The sequence below is a fragment of the Stenotrophomonas sp. PA-6-5C genome, assembly GCF_021605635.1.
Lineage (GTDB): Bacteria > Pseudomonadota > Gammaproteobacteria > Xanthomonadales > Xanthomonadaceae > Stenotrophomonas > Stenotrophomonas lactitubi.
In genome coordinates, this window is the sequence record NZ_WKEE01000082.1 from 1 (window position 1) to 15,126 (window position 15,126).

A 15,126-nucleotide genomic window follows, 5' to 3' on the forward strand; every position below is an offset into this window, starting at 1 on the left:
GCCGACAGGCGGGCCGGGTCGTAGGACACCTGCAGGGTCGCGGTAGCGAAATTCGCGCTGGTGGCGTTGACTCCAGGCAGCGCGGCCACGGCCTTCTCCAGCGTGCGCGCGCAGCCGGCACTCACCATGTCGCCGATGGGCCAGGTGCGCGTGCGCACAGTGGGTTTGTGGACGTGCGTCATCGGGTTTCTCCTTGGGATGGAGCGGGGCCGCGCCGGCGTCGCGGGATGAAGGCCGGCACTTCCTGCATGTAGCGGACGTAGTCGTCGCCGAAGCGGCTCAAGCAGTCTTTTTCCTCACGACGCGCCAGGCGGGCATAGGCCCACACGAGCACTGGATAGCTGGCGAGCGTGAGCAGCGTGGGCCACTGCAGCAGGAAACCGGTCAGCACGAGCAGGAAGGCGACGTACTGCGGGTGACGCATGCGCGCATACACGCCCTCGCGGGCGAGCCGGCCTTCACGCTGTGCCCGATACAGCACCGGCCAGGCGGCCGACAGCAGCCAGAAGCCGCCGCCGATCAGGACGAAGCTTGCGATGTGGAATGGGCCGAAATGCGGGTTGGCGCGCCAGCCGAACCACATCTCGAGCAGATGGCCCGCGTCATGGCTCAGCCAGTCCACCTGCGGATAGTTGGCGCTGAGCCAGCCGCCCAGGACGTACAGCGTCAGCGGGAAGCCATACATTTCCGCGAACAGGGCCACGACGAAGGCGGAGAACATACCGAACCCACGCCAGTCCCAACGGGTCAGCGGTTTGTAGAAGCTCCAGGCGAAGAAGATGAAGAACGCGGCGTTGATGGCGGCGAGGAGCCAAAGACCGTAGCCGGAGTCGGGTGCCTGCATGTCAGTGCCCTCCGTTCGAGGTGTCGGACGTTTCGTCGTTCAGTGCCCGCTTGCTACGGCTCTCATGCTGGCCATGGGGTGTGTCGTCGGCATTGCCGTCGCGCCCATGACTTCCGGAACCTCCATGACCGCCATGCCCCTTGTGCATGAACACATGCATCAAGGGACATAGCAGCAGGATGGCCAGGGGCAACCAGCGAAGCGTCCCCCCAAGGTGGGCGCGGTGCTCGACGGCGAGATAGAACACGGCCAGCGCCAGGAAGATCCAGAAGACCCAGCGTCGGGAGCCTGAGGGGGCAGGACTGGAGGCTGTCATGGCAAATTCTCCTCTGTGGGGCGGCGTCCAAGAAGTCGCCGGGGGGTGGACTTGACGAACCCGCCGCCTTCAGCAGCGGCAACAGATTCGATCAATGCGCAGACGTCATCGCCAGTCGGAATGGAGTCCGGAAGCTCCGCCCAGGCGTGGATGGCACGCTCCATTCGTCCGTGCATGGCGAGCAGCCTGTCCAGTTGTTGGCGGGTGTCGTCGAGCCTGCGCCGAATGATGTCCCGCACAAGCGGACAGGGACTATGTCGCAGCAGGCTGTGGTGGATGATTTCCTCGATTTCCCCCAGCGTGAAGCCAAGGTGTTGCGCCGTGCGAATGAAGTGCAGGCGAAGGAGCTCCGAGGTGGAGAACAACTGGTAGCCGCCCTCGGTATGCGTGGCCGCTTGCAACAGACCGCGCCGCAGGTAGTTGCGCACCACATGCACCGTGACATCGCCCTGCCGTGCCAGCTGGCGGACCGTCATCAGCGGCAGCGTCACTTCTTCCTTGGTCGTCATCGGCTTGCTCCCGGCGAGGTGTTGATCAGGCTAGACCTGTGTCTCGCACACAGGTCAACCGGCCTTGCGGTGGGCGAAGCCAGTAACGCGCGAATTGGCCGTGGACGGACGGATGTTCGCGGCCACAGTTGCATGAGCCGTCGGTCCCTGCCTGCGTTGAACGGCCCCATCACTACTTCTCCTTGGGTAGTGCGGAGGAGGGGTGCGGCTTCCTGGCCAGCTGCCGCTGCTTGATCAGCGAGTACAGCGCCGGGATCACGACCAGGGTGAGGATGGTCGAAGACACCATGCCACCTACCATCGGCGCAGCGATTCGGCGCATGACTTCCGAGCCAGTACCGCTGCTCCACATGATGGGCAGCAGGCCCGCCATGATCGCGACCACGGTCATCATCTTCGGGCGCACGCGGTCGACCGCGCCTTCGATGATGGCCTCGCGCAGGTCCCGTGAATCCAGTGCCCGGCCTTCGGCCTGCCTCTGCGCGGCACGCGCTTCAAGTGCGTGGTCGAGGTAGATCAGCATCACCACGCCGGTTTCCGCGGCGACGCCGGCCAGCGCGATGAAGCCCACGATCACCGCGACGCTGGTGTTGTAGTCGAGCATCCACATCAGCCAGATGCCACCGACCAGTGCGAAGGGCACCGACAGCATCACGATCAGCGACTCGGTGACACGGCGGAAGTTGAGGTACAGCAGCAGGAAAATCAGCGCCAGCGTCACCGGAACGACGACACGCATCTTCTCCGCGGCACGTTGCATGTATTCGTACTGTCCACTCCAGGTCACGTAGTAGCCAGGCGGGAACTGCACCTGCTCGGTGACCGCTTCCTGCGCAGCCTTCACGTAGCGGCCGAGATCGCTCTCTCGGGTGTCGACGTAGATGTACGCCGCCAGCATCGCGTTCTCGGTGCGGATGCTCGGCGCACCCTTCCTGACCTCAATCCGCGCCAGTTCGCCCAGCGGCACCTGGGCGCCGCCGGGCACCGGCACAAGGACTTGGCTGCCTATCCGGTGCGGATCGTCGCGGAGTTCGCGGGGATAGCGCACGATCGCGCTGAAGCGTTCGCGGCCCTGGAGGATGGTGGTGACGATCTCGCCGCCCAGCGCGGCGGCCACCACGTTCTGCACCTCGCCCAGGGTGACGCCGTACTGGGCCAGGCTGCCAAGGTCGGGGGTGATGTCGAGGTAGTAGGCGCCGGTCAGGCGTTCGGCGAACGCGCTGGTCGTGCCCGGCACTTCGCGCACCACGGCTTCGATCTCGGTGGCCAGCGCGTCGAGTTGCTCAAGGTCCGTGCCGAAGAGTTTGATGCCCACGGGCGTGCGGATGCCGGTGGCCAGCATGTCGGTGCGCGCCTTGATCGGCATCGTCCAGGAGTTGGCGACGCCCGGGAACTTCAGCGCCGCGTCCATCTCGGCGATGAGCTTGTCGGTGGTCATGCCGTCCCGCCATTCGTCCTCGGGCTTGAGGTTGATGACGGTCTCGAACATCTCCAGCGGTGCGGGATCGGTGGCCGTCAGGGCACGGCCCGCCTTGCCGAACACCGACTCCACTTCCGGGAAGCCCTTGATGATCCGGTCCTGCTGCTGCAGCAGCTCCGAGGCCTTGGTCACCGACATGCCCGGAAGCGACGCGGGCATGTACAGCAGCGTGCCTTCGTTGAGGGTTGGCATGAACTCGCTGCCCAGCCGCGATGCAGGCCACAGGCTTGCAAACAGGGCGGCCAACGCAAACATGATTGTGGCCATGCGATGCCGCAGAACGACGTTGATCACCGGCCGATAGGCCGCAACCAGGAACCGGTTCACCGGATTCTTGTGCTCGGGCACGATCTTGCCGCGCACGAACAGCAGCATGAGTACCGGTACCAGCGTGATCGACAACAGCGCGCCACCGGCCATCGCGAAGGTCTTGGTGAAGGCCAGCGGCTTGAACAGGCGACCTTCCTGAGCCTCCAGGGCGAACACGGGCAGGAACGAGACGGTGATGATCATCAGGCTGAAGAACAGCGCCGGCCCGACCTCGCGACAGGCATCGATGATCAGCTGGGTCCGGCTGCGGGAGCCGTCGGAGCGCTCGATGTGCTTGTGCGCGTTCTCGATCATCACGATCGCCGCGTCGACCATCACGCCAATCGAGATCGCGATGCCGCCCAGGCTCATGATGTTGGAGTTCATGCCCAGCATGCGCATCGCGATCACCGCGATCAGCACGCCGACGGGCAGCATGACGATCGCGACCAGCGCGCTGCGCGCATGGAACAGGAATACCAGGCACACCAGTGCGACGATCAGGCTCTCCTCGAGCAGCGTCGTGCGTAGCGTCTTGATCGCGCGCACGATGAGATCGGAGCGGTCGTAGACCGCCTGGACGCTGACGCCCTCGGGGAGTCCACTCGCAAGCTGGGCGATCTTGTCCTTCACCCCCCCGATCACGGCCAGGGCGTTTTCGCCGAAGCGCGCAATGACGATCCCGCCCACAACGTCGCCTTCGCCGTCCAGGTCGACGATGCCACGGCGCTCATCGGGTACCAGTTCGACCCGGGCGACGTCGCCGATCAGCACCGGTGCGCCCCCTTCGGCGCGCAGAACCAGGCTCTCGATATCCTCGATACCGCGCAGGTAGCCGCGGCCCCGCACCATGTACTCGGTCTCGGCCATCTCGATCACGCGGCCGCCGACGTCGCGGTTGCTCTCGGCGATCACCTCGGACACGCGTGAAATCGGGATGTCGAACTCGCGCAGCCGGACCGGATCGACGGTGATCGAGTACTGGCGCACGAAGCCGCCGACGCTGGCGACCTCGGCCACGCCGGGCGCGGTGGTGAGCTGGTAACGCAGGTACCAGTCCTGCATCGCGCGCAGCTCGTCCAGCGAGTGGCGGTCGCTCTGCAGCACGTACTGGTAGACCCAGCCCACGCCGGACGCGTCGGGTCCCAGTGCCGGTGCCACGCCAGCCGGCAGGTTTTTCGACGCGACGTTGAGGTTCTCGAGCACGCGCGAGCGCGCCCAGTACAGGTCCGTGCCTTCTTCGAAGATGACGTAGATGAAGGAGGCGCCGAAGAACGAGAAGCCGCGGACGTCCTTCGACTTCGGCGTCGCGAGCAGGGCGCTGGTCAGCGGATAGGTGACCTGGTCCTCGACCACCTGGGGCGCCTGCCCCGGGTACTCCGTGAACACGATCACCTGCACGTCCGACAGATCCGGTTGTGCGTCCAGCGGCGTGTTCATCAGTGCGTAGATGCCACCGGCGACAATCGCCAGCGCCATCAGCAGCACCAGGAAGACGTTGCGCACCGACCATTCAACGAGACGGCCAAGCATGTCAGTGCCCCTCGTGGCCGGTGGGGGCGGGCGGAGTCTCTTCCGGGGTAGCCGGCATGGAATGACCGGCGTGCGGATCAGAGGCCTCGTCACCATGACCTGCGTGCGGGTCGGCGGCGTCCTCGCCGTGCCCGGCGTGTGGATCCTCAGCGGTGCCCGAAGGCGCGCCGTGTCCTGTGTGACCCTCAAGACCCTGGAGTGCCGACTGCAGGTTGCTTTCGGCGTCGATCAGGAAGTTGGCGGAGACCACGACCTGCTCGCCCTCGGTCAGGCCGTCGAGGATCTCGATGCGATCGCCGCCGCGCCGCCCCAGGCTGACATCGCGCGGTGCGAAGCGGCCAGGGCCGGTCTCGACCAGCACCACCTGGCGCGTGCCGCTGTCGAGCACGGCCGAGCGCGGAACGGTCAGGACCGGTCCAGCCCCCGGCTCCTCCAGCACCACCGTCCCATACAGCCCGGGCCGCAGGTCGCCAGCGGGGTTGGGCAGGGCGATGCGCACATCCACGGTGCGCGTCATCGCATCGATGACGGGCTGCACGAAGGTGACCTCGCCCTCGGCCACCTGGCCCGGCAGGGCCACGGTTTCAAAGCGGGCCGTTTGGCCGGGCTGGATACCCGCGGCCTGCGCCGCCGGCACCTTGGCGATCACCCACACCTTCGACAGGTCCGCCAGGCGCAGGATGGTTTCGCCGGGCTCGAAACGCGCGCCCTGGACCACCGGCTTCTCGATCACGACCGCGTCCGCGGGCGCGGTGAGCACCAGGCCCGTCTTGCCCATCTGCGCGTCACTGATTTCCCAGTTGCGCAGGCGGGTGCGGGCGGCATCGCGCAGGCGGACCATCGACGCCGCGCTCGCGGGATCGGACCCGGCCAGCCTGCGGGCGGTCTCGTCGGCCAGCCGGTATTCCTGCTGCGCCGCGGCCAGCTGCGGGCTGTAGACGGAGAGCAGCGGCTGCCCGGCGCTGACCCGCATGCCGGTCTGGTTCGCGTACAGCCGCTCCACCCAGCCTTCGAAGCGCGGGGCGATCGCGTACTGCCGGGTCTCGTCGACCTCGACCGTGCCGCTGGTGCGCACGGTAGCGGACAGGGCTCCGCGCTTGACCGCTTCGGTGCGCACGCCCAGCGCCTGCACCTTGTCCGGCGGCAGCACCACCGTGCCCGGTGCCGCCGGCGGTGCGTCGTCGGCATAGACCGGGACGTAGTCCATACCCATCGAATCCTTCTTCGGCACCGGCGACGTGTCCGCCAAGCCCATGGGATTGCGGTAATAGAGCACCTTGCGTTCTGCGGCCGGGCCGTCGATCGACGTGCCCGCGGTCGGGGAGTCGTTCGTGGCGCGGCCGGCAATCCAGCCGACGGCGAGGGCGGCGAGTGCAACGCCGATGGCGAGCGACAGGGTCTGGACACGGGTCATCGGATCTCTCCTTCGATGGCGCGCACGGCGGCGGCGCCCAACAGTTCGTCACGCAGTGCATCGACCCGTGCGAGGTCGGCGCCCTGCCATTCATTGAGTGCTTCCAGCAGCGTCCCGAAGTCGACTTCACCGACCTGGTAGCTGGCCAGGGCGGACTGCCAGGTGGCGTCGGCCTGCGGCAGCAGCGTGTTCTCGATCAGTCCGCGACGCTCGCGCGCGTTGGTCCACTGCGACCAGGCGGAAGCGCCGCGTTCCTCGACGGCCCGCAGCGTGGCGTCCCTGCGGGCAAGCGCTGCGTCTTCGAGCAGGCGCGATTCGCGCTCGCGCTCGCGGCGGGCACGCTGCTGGAACGGGATCTCGACCTCGAACATCAGCTCGGTGCTCTCGATGCCGTTGCCGAACTGCATCGCACCCACGCCCAGGGTGATGTCGGGAAAGCGGTTGCGACGCTGCAGTACCACGTTCGTGCGCGCCGCCTCGGCGCGAGCCTGCTGCGAGCGCACCGCGGGATGCGCATCGGCGTCATCCAGTGCCTCGGCAAGCGAGGCGCTGTGGACGGCGAGGCGCGGCGCCTCGTCGGGAGTCGCCAGCGGTGCATCGGACCGGCGCCCCAGCACCGCGTTCAAGGTGGCGGCCGCCTCCTGCTTGGTCGCGAGGCGTTCGATCCGCTCGCGCTGGAGGCTGGTCTGCTCGACCTGGGCGCGGATGGCATCCTGCTGCGCCGCGCGACCCAGGGCGTAGCGCACGCCGGCCATCTCTTCCACCTGGCGGAGCAGGGCGATGCGGCGATCAAGCACGGCCACGGCCTGGTCGGCATGCCAGTAGCGTGCGTAGGCCGCCTCGGCGTCGGCCAGCAAGTCGCGCGCAGTGGTGAGGCGATCGAGTCCGACCGCGACCGCGTCCTGGCTGGCCGCGGTCCGCGCCAGGGCGCGCTTGCCCCAAAGCGGGAGGCGCTGGCGCAGCGCGTAGTTGACCTCGCGCTCGGCACCGGCGGAGCGCCAGGGCTTGTCCGGATCGAGGCCGCGGAATCCAAGGGAAGCCGTCGGGTCGGGTAGGGCGCCCGCTGGCTGGATCCGTGCTTCGGCGGCCTGGGCCTCGAAGTCCATGGCCCGCAATTCCGGGTTGTGTTCCAGAACCCAGGCGCGGATCGACTCGAGGCTGTGCCCCGGGACGGGTTCGGTGGCGGTCACCGGCAGCGCCAGGGCCCACAAGGCGCCGGCAAGCACGCCGGCAAGAAGGTGCCGGAGCGGTGGCAGACGGCGGGACAGAGGGCGAGGGTGCAGGCGCCTGGCCGGCAGTCGGTCGAACGGGGATGCCATATCAGTGTCCTTGGGCCGACGCGACGCAGGTCGCTCGGACGAGGGCAGGAACACATGCCGTGACGCAGCCACGGCGCGAACGCACAGGACTGCGCCGCACAGACGTGCGGAGCAGTCAGCGTCCAGGCATCAGATCAGCAGGAGTGCCGCTGGATGGGCGGTAGGTCGGTGCCAGGCGGGTCTGGGCGGCGAATCCACCCATGTAGCCGTGACACCTGGCGCAGCATCCGCAATCGCGGCGATCGCAAGCCAGGAGAACCAGGCTTCGGCCAGCAGCGGCGGAATCGAAGGGATGCGCCCACTGTCCGCCGAGATGTCACCCTCGGTGCAGTGCGCGTCGCACACTGCCTTGCTCGCTGAGGGGAGCTCGGCATCGCAGCCGTGGCCATGGTCGTGTCGGGTGTCGGTGGCGGCAGCGACAAACGCCGCCGGCGTGACTGGGAGATCCAGGCAATCGCCATGGCCTGCGAGCGCGAACTGGGACCAGAGCAGGGCCACCATCGCGAGGAGGGCGGTGCGCTGGAACAAGTTCCGATGGCGGATGCGGACCATGGCGTGAGCTTACCTCTTACTGGAACCGATGCAATTGATCCAAGTCAATCCTTGGCCAGGCCCAGGGGCTGGCGCGGCACAGATGTGGTCGGCGAGGACGGTACGGCGGCCGACTTGGCAAGGCGAAGGGCGTTGGCCACCACCGACACCGAGCTCAAGCTCATCGCAAGCGCCGCGACCATCGGGCTCAGCAAGATCCCGAATGCGGGGTAGAGCACCCCGGCCGCGACCGGCACCCCCAGCGCGTTGTAGAGGAACGCGAAGGTGAGGTTCTGCTTCATGTTGGCCACGGTGGCCTGGGAGATCTTCCGGGCGCGCAGGATGCCCCGCAGGTCGCCCTTGACCAGGGTGATCTGGGCACTGGACATCGCGACGTCGGTGCCCGTGCCCATGGCGATGCCGACGTCGGCCGCGGCGAGCGCCGGGGCGTCGTTGATGCCGTCGCCCGCCATCGCCACCCGCCGGCCTTCGCGCTTGAGGCGCTGCACCAGCTCGGCCTTGTCCTCGGGGCGGACTTCGCCATGCACCTCGTCCAGGCCCAGCTCGGTGGCCACGGCCCGTGCGGTGGTGAGCCCGTCGCCGGTGGCCATGATGATGCGCAGCCCGGCGGCGTGGAGCTCGTTGATGGCCGCCGCGGCCGACGCCTTGATCGGGTCGGCAACCGCGACCAGCCCCGCCAGGCGCCCGTCCACGGCCAGGAACATGGCGCTCGCGCCCTCGCGGCGCATCCGCTCGGCCACGTCGACGTGCGCAGCGGGATTGGCGCCCAGGTCGTCCATGAGCGCGGTATTGCCCAGCGCAAGCGCATGGCCGGCCACGGACCCGCGCACACCCATGCCGGTCACCGAGTCGAAGTCCTCCACGCGGTCGAACTCGAAGTTCCGGCGTCGAGCCTCGGCGACGATGGCGTCGGCCAGCGGGTGCTCGCTGCCCTGGTCCAGGCTGGCGGCCAGGTGCAAGACCCGGTCGGCGTCGAAGCCCTCGAAGGCCACGACTTCCTTGAAGGCGGGGCGCCCCTCGGTGAGGGTGCCGGTCTTGTCGACGATCAGGGTGTCGATGCGGCGCATGTGCTCGATGGCCTCGGCGTCGCGGAACAGCACGCCCACCTGCGCCGCCTTGCCCGTGGCGACCATGATCGACATCGGCGTCGCCAGGCCCAGCGCGCAGGGGCAGGCGATGATCAGTACCGAGACCGCGTTGAGCACCGCAAAGGTCCAGGCCGGCTCCGGACCGAAGGAGCCCCAGATAAAGAAGGTGGCCACCGCGATCGCCAGCACCGCGAGCACGAACCAGTAGGCCGCGATATCGGCCATCCGCTGCATCGGCGCGCGGGAGCGCTGCGCCTGCGCGACCAGCTGCACGATCTGCGACAGCACGGTGTCGGAGCCCACCTTGGCGGCGCGGATCACCAGCGCGCCGGTGCCGTTCTGGGTCGCGCCGATGACCTGGTCGCCTGCGGTCTTCTCGACCGGAATCGGTTCACCCGTGAGCATCGACTCGTCGACGCTGGAGCGGCCTTCCACCACTTCGCCATCCACCGGCACCTTCTCGCCGGGACGCACGCGCAGGTGGTCGCCGACGTGGACGTGGGTCAGCGGGATGTCTTCCTCGGTGCCGTCGGCGTTGACCCGCCGGGCTTCCTTCGGCGCCAGGCCAAGCAGGCCCTTGATCGCCGCGGACGTTTTCGAGCGCGCCCGCAGTTCCAGCATCTGGCCGAGCAGGGTCAGCGAAACGATCACCGCCGCCGCCTCGTAGTACACCCCGACGCGCCCATGTTCGGTAAACGACGGTGGGAACAAGCCGGGTGCCAGCGTGGCGACCAGGCTGTAGCCAAAGGCGGCCGCAACGCCAATCCCGATGAGGGTGAACATGTTCGGGCTGCGGTTGCGGATCGACTGCACGCAGCGCTCGAAGAACGGCCAGCCGGCCCACAGCACGACTGGTGTGGTCAAGACCAGCTCGACCCAGGTCTGCACGTCGATCGACAACGGCAGGATCTGCACGTCGCCCAGCACGACACGCGGGAGGTACTGGCCGAACATGGCCAGCACGAGCGTCACCACAGTCAGCGGAAGCGTCCACCAGAACCGGCGCGAGAAGTCGCGAAGTTCCGGATTGTCATCGTCCTCCAGGCTCGGCATTTCCGGCTCCAGCGCCATGCCGCAGAAGGGACAGTTGCCTGGACCTTGTTGCCGGACTTCCGGGTGCATCGGGCAGGTGTAGATGGCGCGGGGCTGTGCCACCTCGGGTTCGTCCTGGGGCGTCAGATAGCGCTCCGGATCGGCCACGAACTTCGCGCGGCATCGCTCCGAGCAGAAGTGGAAAGGTGTGTCGGCGTGGGTCGCATGATGCTGCGTCGTGGCGGGATCGACCTGCATGCCACAGACCGGATCGGTGACCCGTCCATCCGCAGCCTCGACAGGGGCTGCGCCTGCAGAATGGTGATGGTCATGGGACGACGGTGAGTTCATGCCGATGCTCGCTTTAGTGGGGATGGACTGCCAAGGCAGTGTGCCATTGCGGGTTACACAGCTATTCGGGGCTGAGCGTCCCGAGCACTGAAACAACAATCAGGATCAAGATGGCCAGCGCGGCCTCAGCCGTAACACTCTGCCGCAAAGCCCGCACCTCCTGCGCGGGATCTCCGCTGGTCAGCGCTCGTTCCAAGCGCGGCACCAGCGTCCATCGGTGCAGCGCTCCCAAACCCAGCATTCCAGCGAACAGGGCCAGTTTGAACAGCAGCAACTTCCCGTAGGTGCTCTGGAACAGGGCCGAAAACGACCACGCGGTGAGATCCCCGTAGTGCGCGATGCCGGACACGATGAGCGCACCAACGAAGATCGTTCCCAGCGTCGAAAAACCATGCAGAAAGTCATGCGTTGATCGCAGACGCCCGCTGCCGTTCGTCTCTTTGCCGCGCAGCAGCATGGCAAGGAACATCAGGACCGCTGCGATCCAGCCGCCTGCCGCGAGAAGATGGACGATGCCTGCAGCAAGCCGGACCGCGCCTGCCAAGCCCTCGCCAGCGGCGGCGTGGCCGTTCCATGCCAGCGAAGCGAGTGCGCCGCCCGCCAGCATCGCCCCCAGCGGGAAGGCGGTCTCCACCTTCCCGCGGCGACGATGCCATCCGAGCACGAACATCAGGGCGACCAGCAGCGCGCCTCTCGCCATGGCTGCCCGGCCCGCGGACGTCTCGAGCAGATACCAGCCAAGCGATGCGCGATCAACCTCGGCAAGCGGCATTCCCATGATGCCCGCGGTCTTGAAGACGACATCGAGCCCGGTGAGCACGAGACCGGCTACGGCACCCGCCAATAGAACGCCCATGAGTGACCACCCGGCCAAGGCGTCGGCGAGTGCCGATCGACGCGACCCGTACCAACCGAAGAGTGGAACCCCGAAAAGAACCATGATGACAAGGTATTCCAGGAATCTCAGTGCATAAGCCGACAGGTCGAACATTCGCGACTCCTCAGCGCACCGTGAAGCTGAAGCTGCCCGGCATGGGGTGGTTGTCACCACCGACGGCGCGGTATTCCACGGTATAGACGCCCGGAGTCAGCGGCTGGGGCAACTTGGCACGCAGGGTCTTACCGTTGTTGACGATCTCGGTCGTGAAATTCTCGATCGGCATGGTGGAACTGCCGTGCTTCATGAGCAACTTGAGACGCGACGCCCGCGGAATCAATGTTTCGTTGAACACGAGATCGATCTGGCCCGGCGAAGCCACCACCGCATTTGCCGCCGGTGTGGACTGCTGCAGCGCGGCGTGGGCGTGCGCGATCTGCAGGGAGAACTGCCCAGCCGCAATCGCGAGGACGAGCGCGAAGGAGCGAAGGACGTTTGATGATTTCATAGGGATAAATCCTCATTGCGAATGTGATGCAAAGCCCCGTTCGGCGCCGTGCTGTGTTGGATCCGACAAGCGTTAGGTGTCGGGCTGTCACCGAAACCACGGTTGGTCGGCTTTTGATATTTGAGATGAGGATCCCGCCGCTCAGGCGGGATCCTCGACGCGTCAAGCCGCCATGGCGCTGCAGCTTTCCGCGCAACGGCGACAAACTTCGGCGCAGCGCGCCATCTCCGGGTCGTTCATGGCGTCGCATGCTTCGGCGCACTGGCGGCAGATCTCCGCGCAGGCACTGCAAACCACCGAGTGAGCGCTGGCGCCACGCAACATGGCGTCGGCGCTGGTGGCGCAGATATCGGCACACGTCGCCAGCAGGGCGATGTGCTCCGGGGCTGCGTGGGCACCTCCTTTGCTCAGGCAATAGTTGATGGTCTCAAGGCAAATCGCGTGGCATTGCGTGCAGTTGTCGATGCACTCGTTCATGGCCTGAGACCGGTGGTCTTCGGAATGGTGAGTCATGTGGATCTCCTGCTTCATCGCGGACGAGAATCGGCGCGCCCGCAACACCGCCCCCTGTTGCTCTTGCGGATCAATGCTGTGCGAAGGGTTCGGTGGTTCCGTCGTGATGGACCAGCTCGACCGTATACGGCTGCTGGCGTCCTTCCGGGACCTCCATGCCCGGCGAACCGAGCGGCATTCCGGGCAGGACCAGGCCGCGTGCGTCCGGCTTTTCTTCGAGGAGGCGCTTGATGTCCTCGGCCGGGACATGGCCTTCGATGACGTATCCGTCGACCTCGGCCGTGTGGCAGGAGCCCTTTGCATAGGGGACACCCAGGCGCTCCTTGACCGGACCCAGGTCATCCATGTCATGCACATCCACGGTGAACCCCGCCTTCTTCACGTGGTCGATCCAGCTACCGCAGCACCCGCAGGTCGGGGTCTTGTGGACGGTCATGCGTGGCAGGGCGGCTGGAGTCGCGTCGGCTGTTTCCGGGACGACCTGTGCAGTGGGCGCGATGGTGGATTGCGCGGGTGTAGCCGCTTGGGTGCAGGCACCCAGGCCGGCGACCGCAAAAGCCGCCCACGCCAGTCGGTTCAATCTGCAGGTTTTCATTTCTGGTTCTCCGCTTAGCGCTTGGTCCGCGAAGACCAGTGGATGTGGGCGATCCGCCAACCGTCGGTGGTCTGCTTCAGCACCATGGTCTCGGTGCTCTGGACGGTCAGTGGCTTACCGTCTTTCTGGGCGTGCAGCTCGCTTTCGGTTCCGACCCATGCGAACTCACCAGCGGTGCGTGCACGCTGACGGAGCAGCTGGCGATGGGCGCCCTTGAGGAATGCCGCATCGCTGACTGCGTGATGACCCAGATATTCCTCGCGGCTGCGCTCGGCACCCCCGGACTCGAGGATGAGGACGTCGGCAGCGAGCAGGGCTTCGACCGTGGCCAGATCGCCGCTAGACAGGGCCCTGTTGAAACGCTCCGCTACGGCGACCGCGGCCTCTGCAGTGACTGGGACGTCGACGTCCGCAGATGCCGCGGCAGCGGGGTGATGTGCGTGCGGCTGTGTCGCCTGCGCCATTGCGGGGGACACGACGGCCAGTGCCAGTGCGAGGGTGAACGAGATTGCTGTTGCGTTCATTGCGTGGGCTCCAAGGAGATCAATGGGTGTGCGCATGGCCGTCATCGGCCACGGGCGTGTGTGGTGCAGGGTGCGACTCCACCTTGCCGTCGGGATGGCCGTGGCTCACCAACCCGACTTCCGTGTCGCTGGGTGTCGGGCCGTGGTGATCGTCGTCCACGCCCGGCGGGTGCGCATGCGGCATGGAGTTGTTGCCCGGCTCGAATAGGGCAGGGTGATCCTCGGCCTTTTCGTCGTCATGGTGGCCTTGCGTCTCGCCGCCGCCATGCGAATGACCATCACTGCTGGCCACCAACGCCTGGTAACCGGCCTTGTCCAGCGTGGGCAGCTTCTGCAGGAAGGCCGACATGTTCCAGATGAACTCATCGTCCATGCTGCCGCCCCACGCGGGCATGCCGCTGGCCTTGATGCCGTGCTTGATCACCCAGAACGCCTCAGCTGGAGCGACCGACTGTTTGCTTAGGTTCGGTGGCGCGGGGTACAGGCCCTTGCTCATCTCGGTGGCCGCCGCCTCTGGCGAAAGATGGCAGGTCACGCACATGGCGTTGTAGTTGCCCGCACCCTGGCGGATACGCTCAGGATCATCCAGGTTCGTGGGCACCTGAAGCTTGGCGGCGCGCACCTCAATGGAACGCTCGCGCGCCGTTTCAAGTAGCGCATACACCGGGCGACTATGCGGATCGTCGGCGGCCACGTTGTACACGCCCAGAGAGACCGTGGCAGTTGCCGCGACCGCAACCAATCCCACGCCGGCACCGAGCCATACCCACATCCTTTTGTTGGATTTCATTGTCAGTTCCCCTTAGAACCAGGTACGAAGGCCGATGACCAAGCGCGTGTCTTCAAAGGACTCGCCATGCTCGCGTCGCATGTCTGCGGTATTGCCAAACGCGCGCTCGTACACCACGCCGATGTAGGGAGCGAACTTTCGGGTGAACTCATAACGAAGTCGTAGCCCCGCCTCAGCGGTACTCAGACCCGAACCTATCCCGCGCAATGGATCGTTCTTGCCATAGGCGGTGACTTCCACCAGCGGCTGCAAGATCAGCCGGTTGGTTAGCAGCAATTCGTACTCGGCCTCGACATTGGCGGCAGTCTGGCCCCCTTCGCCGAGATAGGCTGTGGCGGACACTTCGAACTTCATCGGCGCCAAGCCCTGTACACCGATAGCGGCGAAGTTTTGAGATGCCCCAGGCTTGAAGTCATGACGCACACCGGCCACCACATCCCACCACGTGGAGATACTGCGGCCGTAGAGCACTTCCAGATCAGCCGACTCGGTCTGACCATCCGTGCGTTCGCCTTCACTGCGGAGCCAGACGCGATTGAGGTCCGTACCGATCCAAGCCTGGCCCTCCCAGC

The 15,126-nt window shown here is 66.5% G+C and carries 16 protein-coding genes; all 16 read right to left on the reverse strand.

Features of this window, described 5'->3' with window-relative positions; translation table 11 throughout:
- Positions 1-182: heavy-metal-associated domain-containing protein (locus tag GIW57_RS22365; RefSeq protein WP_236512939.1), on the reverse strand; the 182-nt coding region annotated here is incomplete at its 3' end.
- Positions 179-844 carry an isoprenylcysteine carboxylmethyltransferase family protein gene (locus GIW57_RS22370; protein WP_017357195.1) on the reverse strand — a complete coding sequence of 222 codons (666 nt, stop codon included), beginning with the start codon at positions 842-844 and terminating at the stop codon, positions 179-181. The genes GIW57_RS22365 and GIW57_RS22370, both read right to left, overlap by 4 nt.
- 1 nt (position 845) lies before the next feature.
- Complete coding sequence (locus GIW57_RS23740; RefSeq protein ID WP_065427866.1) at positions 846-1,160, reverse strand: DUF2933 domain-containing protein; 315 nt, start codon at positions 1,158-1,160, stop codon at positions 846-848.
- Positions 1,157-1,669 carry a MerR family transcriptional regulator gene (locus GIW57_RS22380; protein ID WP_017357196.1) on the reverse strand — a complete coding sequence of 171 codons (513 nt, stop codon included), beginning with the start codon at positions 1,667-1,669 and terminating at the stop codon, positions 1,157-1,159. Before GIW57_RS22380 ends, GIW57_RS23740 begins: the two co-directional genes overlap by 4 nt.
- 172 nt (positions 1,670-1,841) lie before the next feature.
- On the reverse strand, positions 1,842-4,991 hold the full coding sequence (locus GIW57_RS22385; RefSeq protein WP_049404640.1) for a CusA/CzcA family heavy metal efflux RND transporter: 3,150 nt from the start codon (positions 4,989-4,991) through the stop codon (positions 1,842-1,844).
- Between the two features lies 1 nt (position 4,992).
- Positions 4,993-6,405 (reverse strand): efflux RND transporter periplasmic adaptor subunit, encoded by a 1,413-nt coding sequence (locus GIW57_RS22390; protein WP_017357198.1) that lies wholly within the window; start codon positions 6,403-6,405, stop codon positions 4,993-4,995.
- Positions 6,402-7,595: a TolC family protein gene (locus tag GIW57_RS22395; protein WP_229296417.1), complete on the reverse strand. Its 1,194-nt coding sequence runs from the start codon at positions 7,593-7,595 to the stop codon at positions 6,402-6,404. The genes GIW57_RS22390 and GIW57_RS22395 overlap by 4 nt, the downstream gene beginning before the upstream one ends.
- A 258-nt stretch (positions 7,596-7,853) precedes the next feature.
- Positions 7,854-8,276 carry a hypothetical protein gene (locus GIW57_RS22400; protein ID WP_049404632.1) on the reverse strand — a complete coding sequence of 141 codons (423 nt, stop codon included), beginning with the start codon at positions 8,274-8,276 and terminating at the stop codon, positions 7,854-7,856.
- Between the two features lie 44 nt (positions 8,277-8,320).
- Positions 8,321-10,747: a heavy metal translocating P-type ATPase gene (locus GIW57_RS22405; protein WP_154352391.1), complete on the reverse strand. Its 2,427-nt coding sequence runs from the start codon at positions 10,745-10,747 to the stop codon at positions 8,321-8,323.
- A gap of 61 nt (positions 10,748-10,808) precedes the next feature.
- Positions 10,809-11,738 carry a copper homeostasis membrane protein CopD gene (gene copD / locus GIW57_RS22410; RefSeq protein ID WP_017354978.1) on the reverse strand — a complete coding sequence of 310 codons (930 nt, stop codon included), beginning with the start codon at positions 11,736-11,738 and terminating at the stop codon, positions 10,809-10,811.
- Positions 11,739-11,748: 10 nt separating this feature from the next.
- Entirely contained in the window at positions 11,749-12,132 is a 384-nt protein-coding gene (gene copC, locus GIW57_RS22415) for a copper homeostasis periplasmic binding protein CopC (RefSeq protein WP_017354979.1), read from the reverse strand.
- A 162-nt stretch (positions 12,133-12,294) separates the two neighbouring features.
- Positions 12,295-12,645: a four-helix bundle copper-binding protein gene (locus tag GIW57_RS22420; RefSeq protein ID WP_026070601.1), complete on the reverse strand. Its 351-nt coding sequence runs from the start codon at positions 12,643-12,645 to the stop codon at positions 12,295-12,297.
- A 70-nt stretch (positions 12,646-12,715) separates the two neighbouring features.
- Positions 12,716-13,081, reverse strand: a complete 366-nt coding sequence (locus GIW57_RS22425; protein WP_017354981.1) for a DUF411 domain-containing protein — start codon at positions 13,079-13,081, stop codon at positions 12,716-12,718.
- Positions 13,082-13,254: 173 nt separating this feature from the next.
- The gene (locus GIW57_RS22430; RefSeq protein ID WP_026070602.1) at positions 13,255-13,764 is read right to left on the reverse strand and encodes a DUF4440 domain-containing protein; all 510 of its coding nucleotides are present in this window, start codon (positions 13,762-13,764) and stop codon (positions 13,255-13,257) included.
- Positions 13,765-13,783: 19 nt separating this feature from the next.
- Positions 13,784-14,554 (reverse strand): cytochrome c, encoded by a 771-nt coding sequence (locus GIW57_RS22435; RefSeq protein WP_026070603.1) that lies wholly within the window; start codon positions 14,552-14,554, stop codon positions 13,784-13,786.
- A 12-nt stretch (positions 14,555-14,566) separates the two neighbouring features.
- A partial coding sequence (locus GIW57_RS22440) for a copper resistance protein B (protein WP_236512943.1) occupies positions 14,567-15,126 on the reverse strand: 560 nt, incomplete at its 5' end.

Excerpts from the sequence above, each read along its gene's own strand:
- GIW57_RS22370 (WP_017357195.1), bottom strand. The coding sequence starts at position 844 with ATGCAGGCACCCGACTCCGGCTACGGTCTTTGGCTCCTCGCCGCCATC.
- GIW57_RS23740 (WP_065427866.1), bottom strand. The coding sequence starts at position 1,160 with ATGACAGCCTCCAGTCCTGCCCCCTCAGGCTCCCGACGCTGGGTCTTC.
- GIW57_RS22380 (WP_017357196.1), bottom strand. The coding sequence starts at position 1,669 with ATGACGACCAAGGAAGAAGTGACGCTGCCGCTGATGACGGTCCGCCAG.
- GIW57_RS22385 (WP_049404640.1), bottom strand. The coding sequence starts at position 4,991 with ATGCTTGGCCGTCTCGTTGAATGGTCGGTGCGCAACGTCTTCCTGGTG.
- GIW57_RS22390 (WP_017357198.1), bottom strand. The coding sequence starts at position 6,405 with ATGACCCGTGTCCAGACCCTGTCGCTCGCCATCGGCGTTGCACTCGCC.
- GIW57_RS22400 (WP_049404632.1), bottom strand. The coding sequence starts at position 8,276 with ATGGTCCGCATCCGCCATCGGAACTTGTTCCAGCGCACCGCCCTCCTC.
- GIW57_RS22405 (WP_154352391.1), bottom strand. The coding sequence starts at position 10,747 with ATGAACTCACCGTCGTCCCATGACCATCACCATTCTGCAGGCGCAGCC.
- copD (WP_017354978.1), bottom strand. The coding sequence starts at position 11,738 with ATGTTCGACCTGTCGGCTTATGCACTGAGATTCCTGGAATACCTTGTC.
- copC (WP_017354979.1), bottom strand. The coding sequence starts at position 12,132 with ATGAAATCATCAAACGTCCTTCGCTCCTTCGCGCTCGTCCTCGCGATT.
- GIW57_RS22420 (WP_026070601.1), bottom strand. The coding sequence starts at position 12,645 with ATGACTCACCATTCCGAAGACCACCGGTCTCAGGCCATGAACGAGTGC.
- GIW57_RS22425 (WP_017354981.1), bottom strand. The coding sequence starts at position 13,081 with ATGACCGTCCACAAGACCCCGACCTGCGGGTGCTGCGGTAGCTGGATC.
- GIW57_RS22430 (WP_026070602.1), bottom strand. The coding sequence starts at position 13,764 with ATGAACGCAACAGCAATCTCGTTCACCCTCGCACTGGCACTGGCCGTC.
- GIW57_RS22435 (WP_026070603.1), bottom strand. The coding sequence starts at position 14,554 with ATGAAATCCAACAAAAGGATGTGGGTATGGCTCGGTGCCGGCGTGGGA.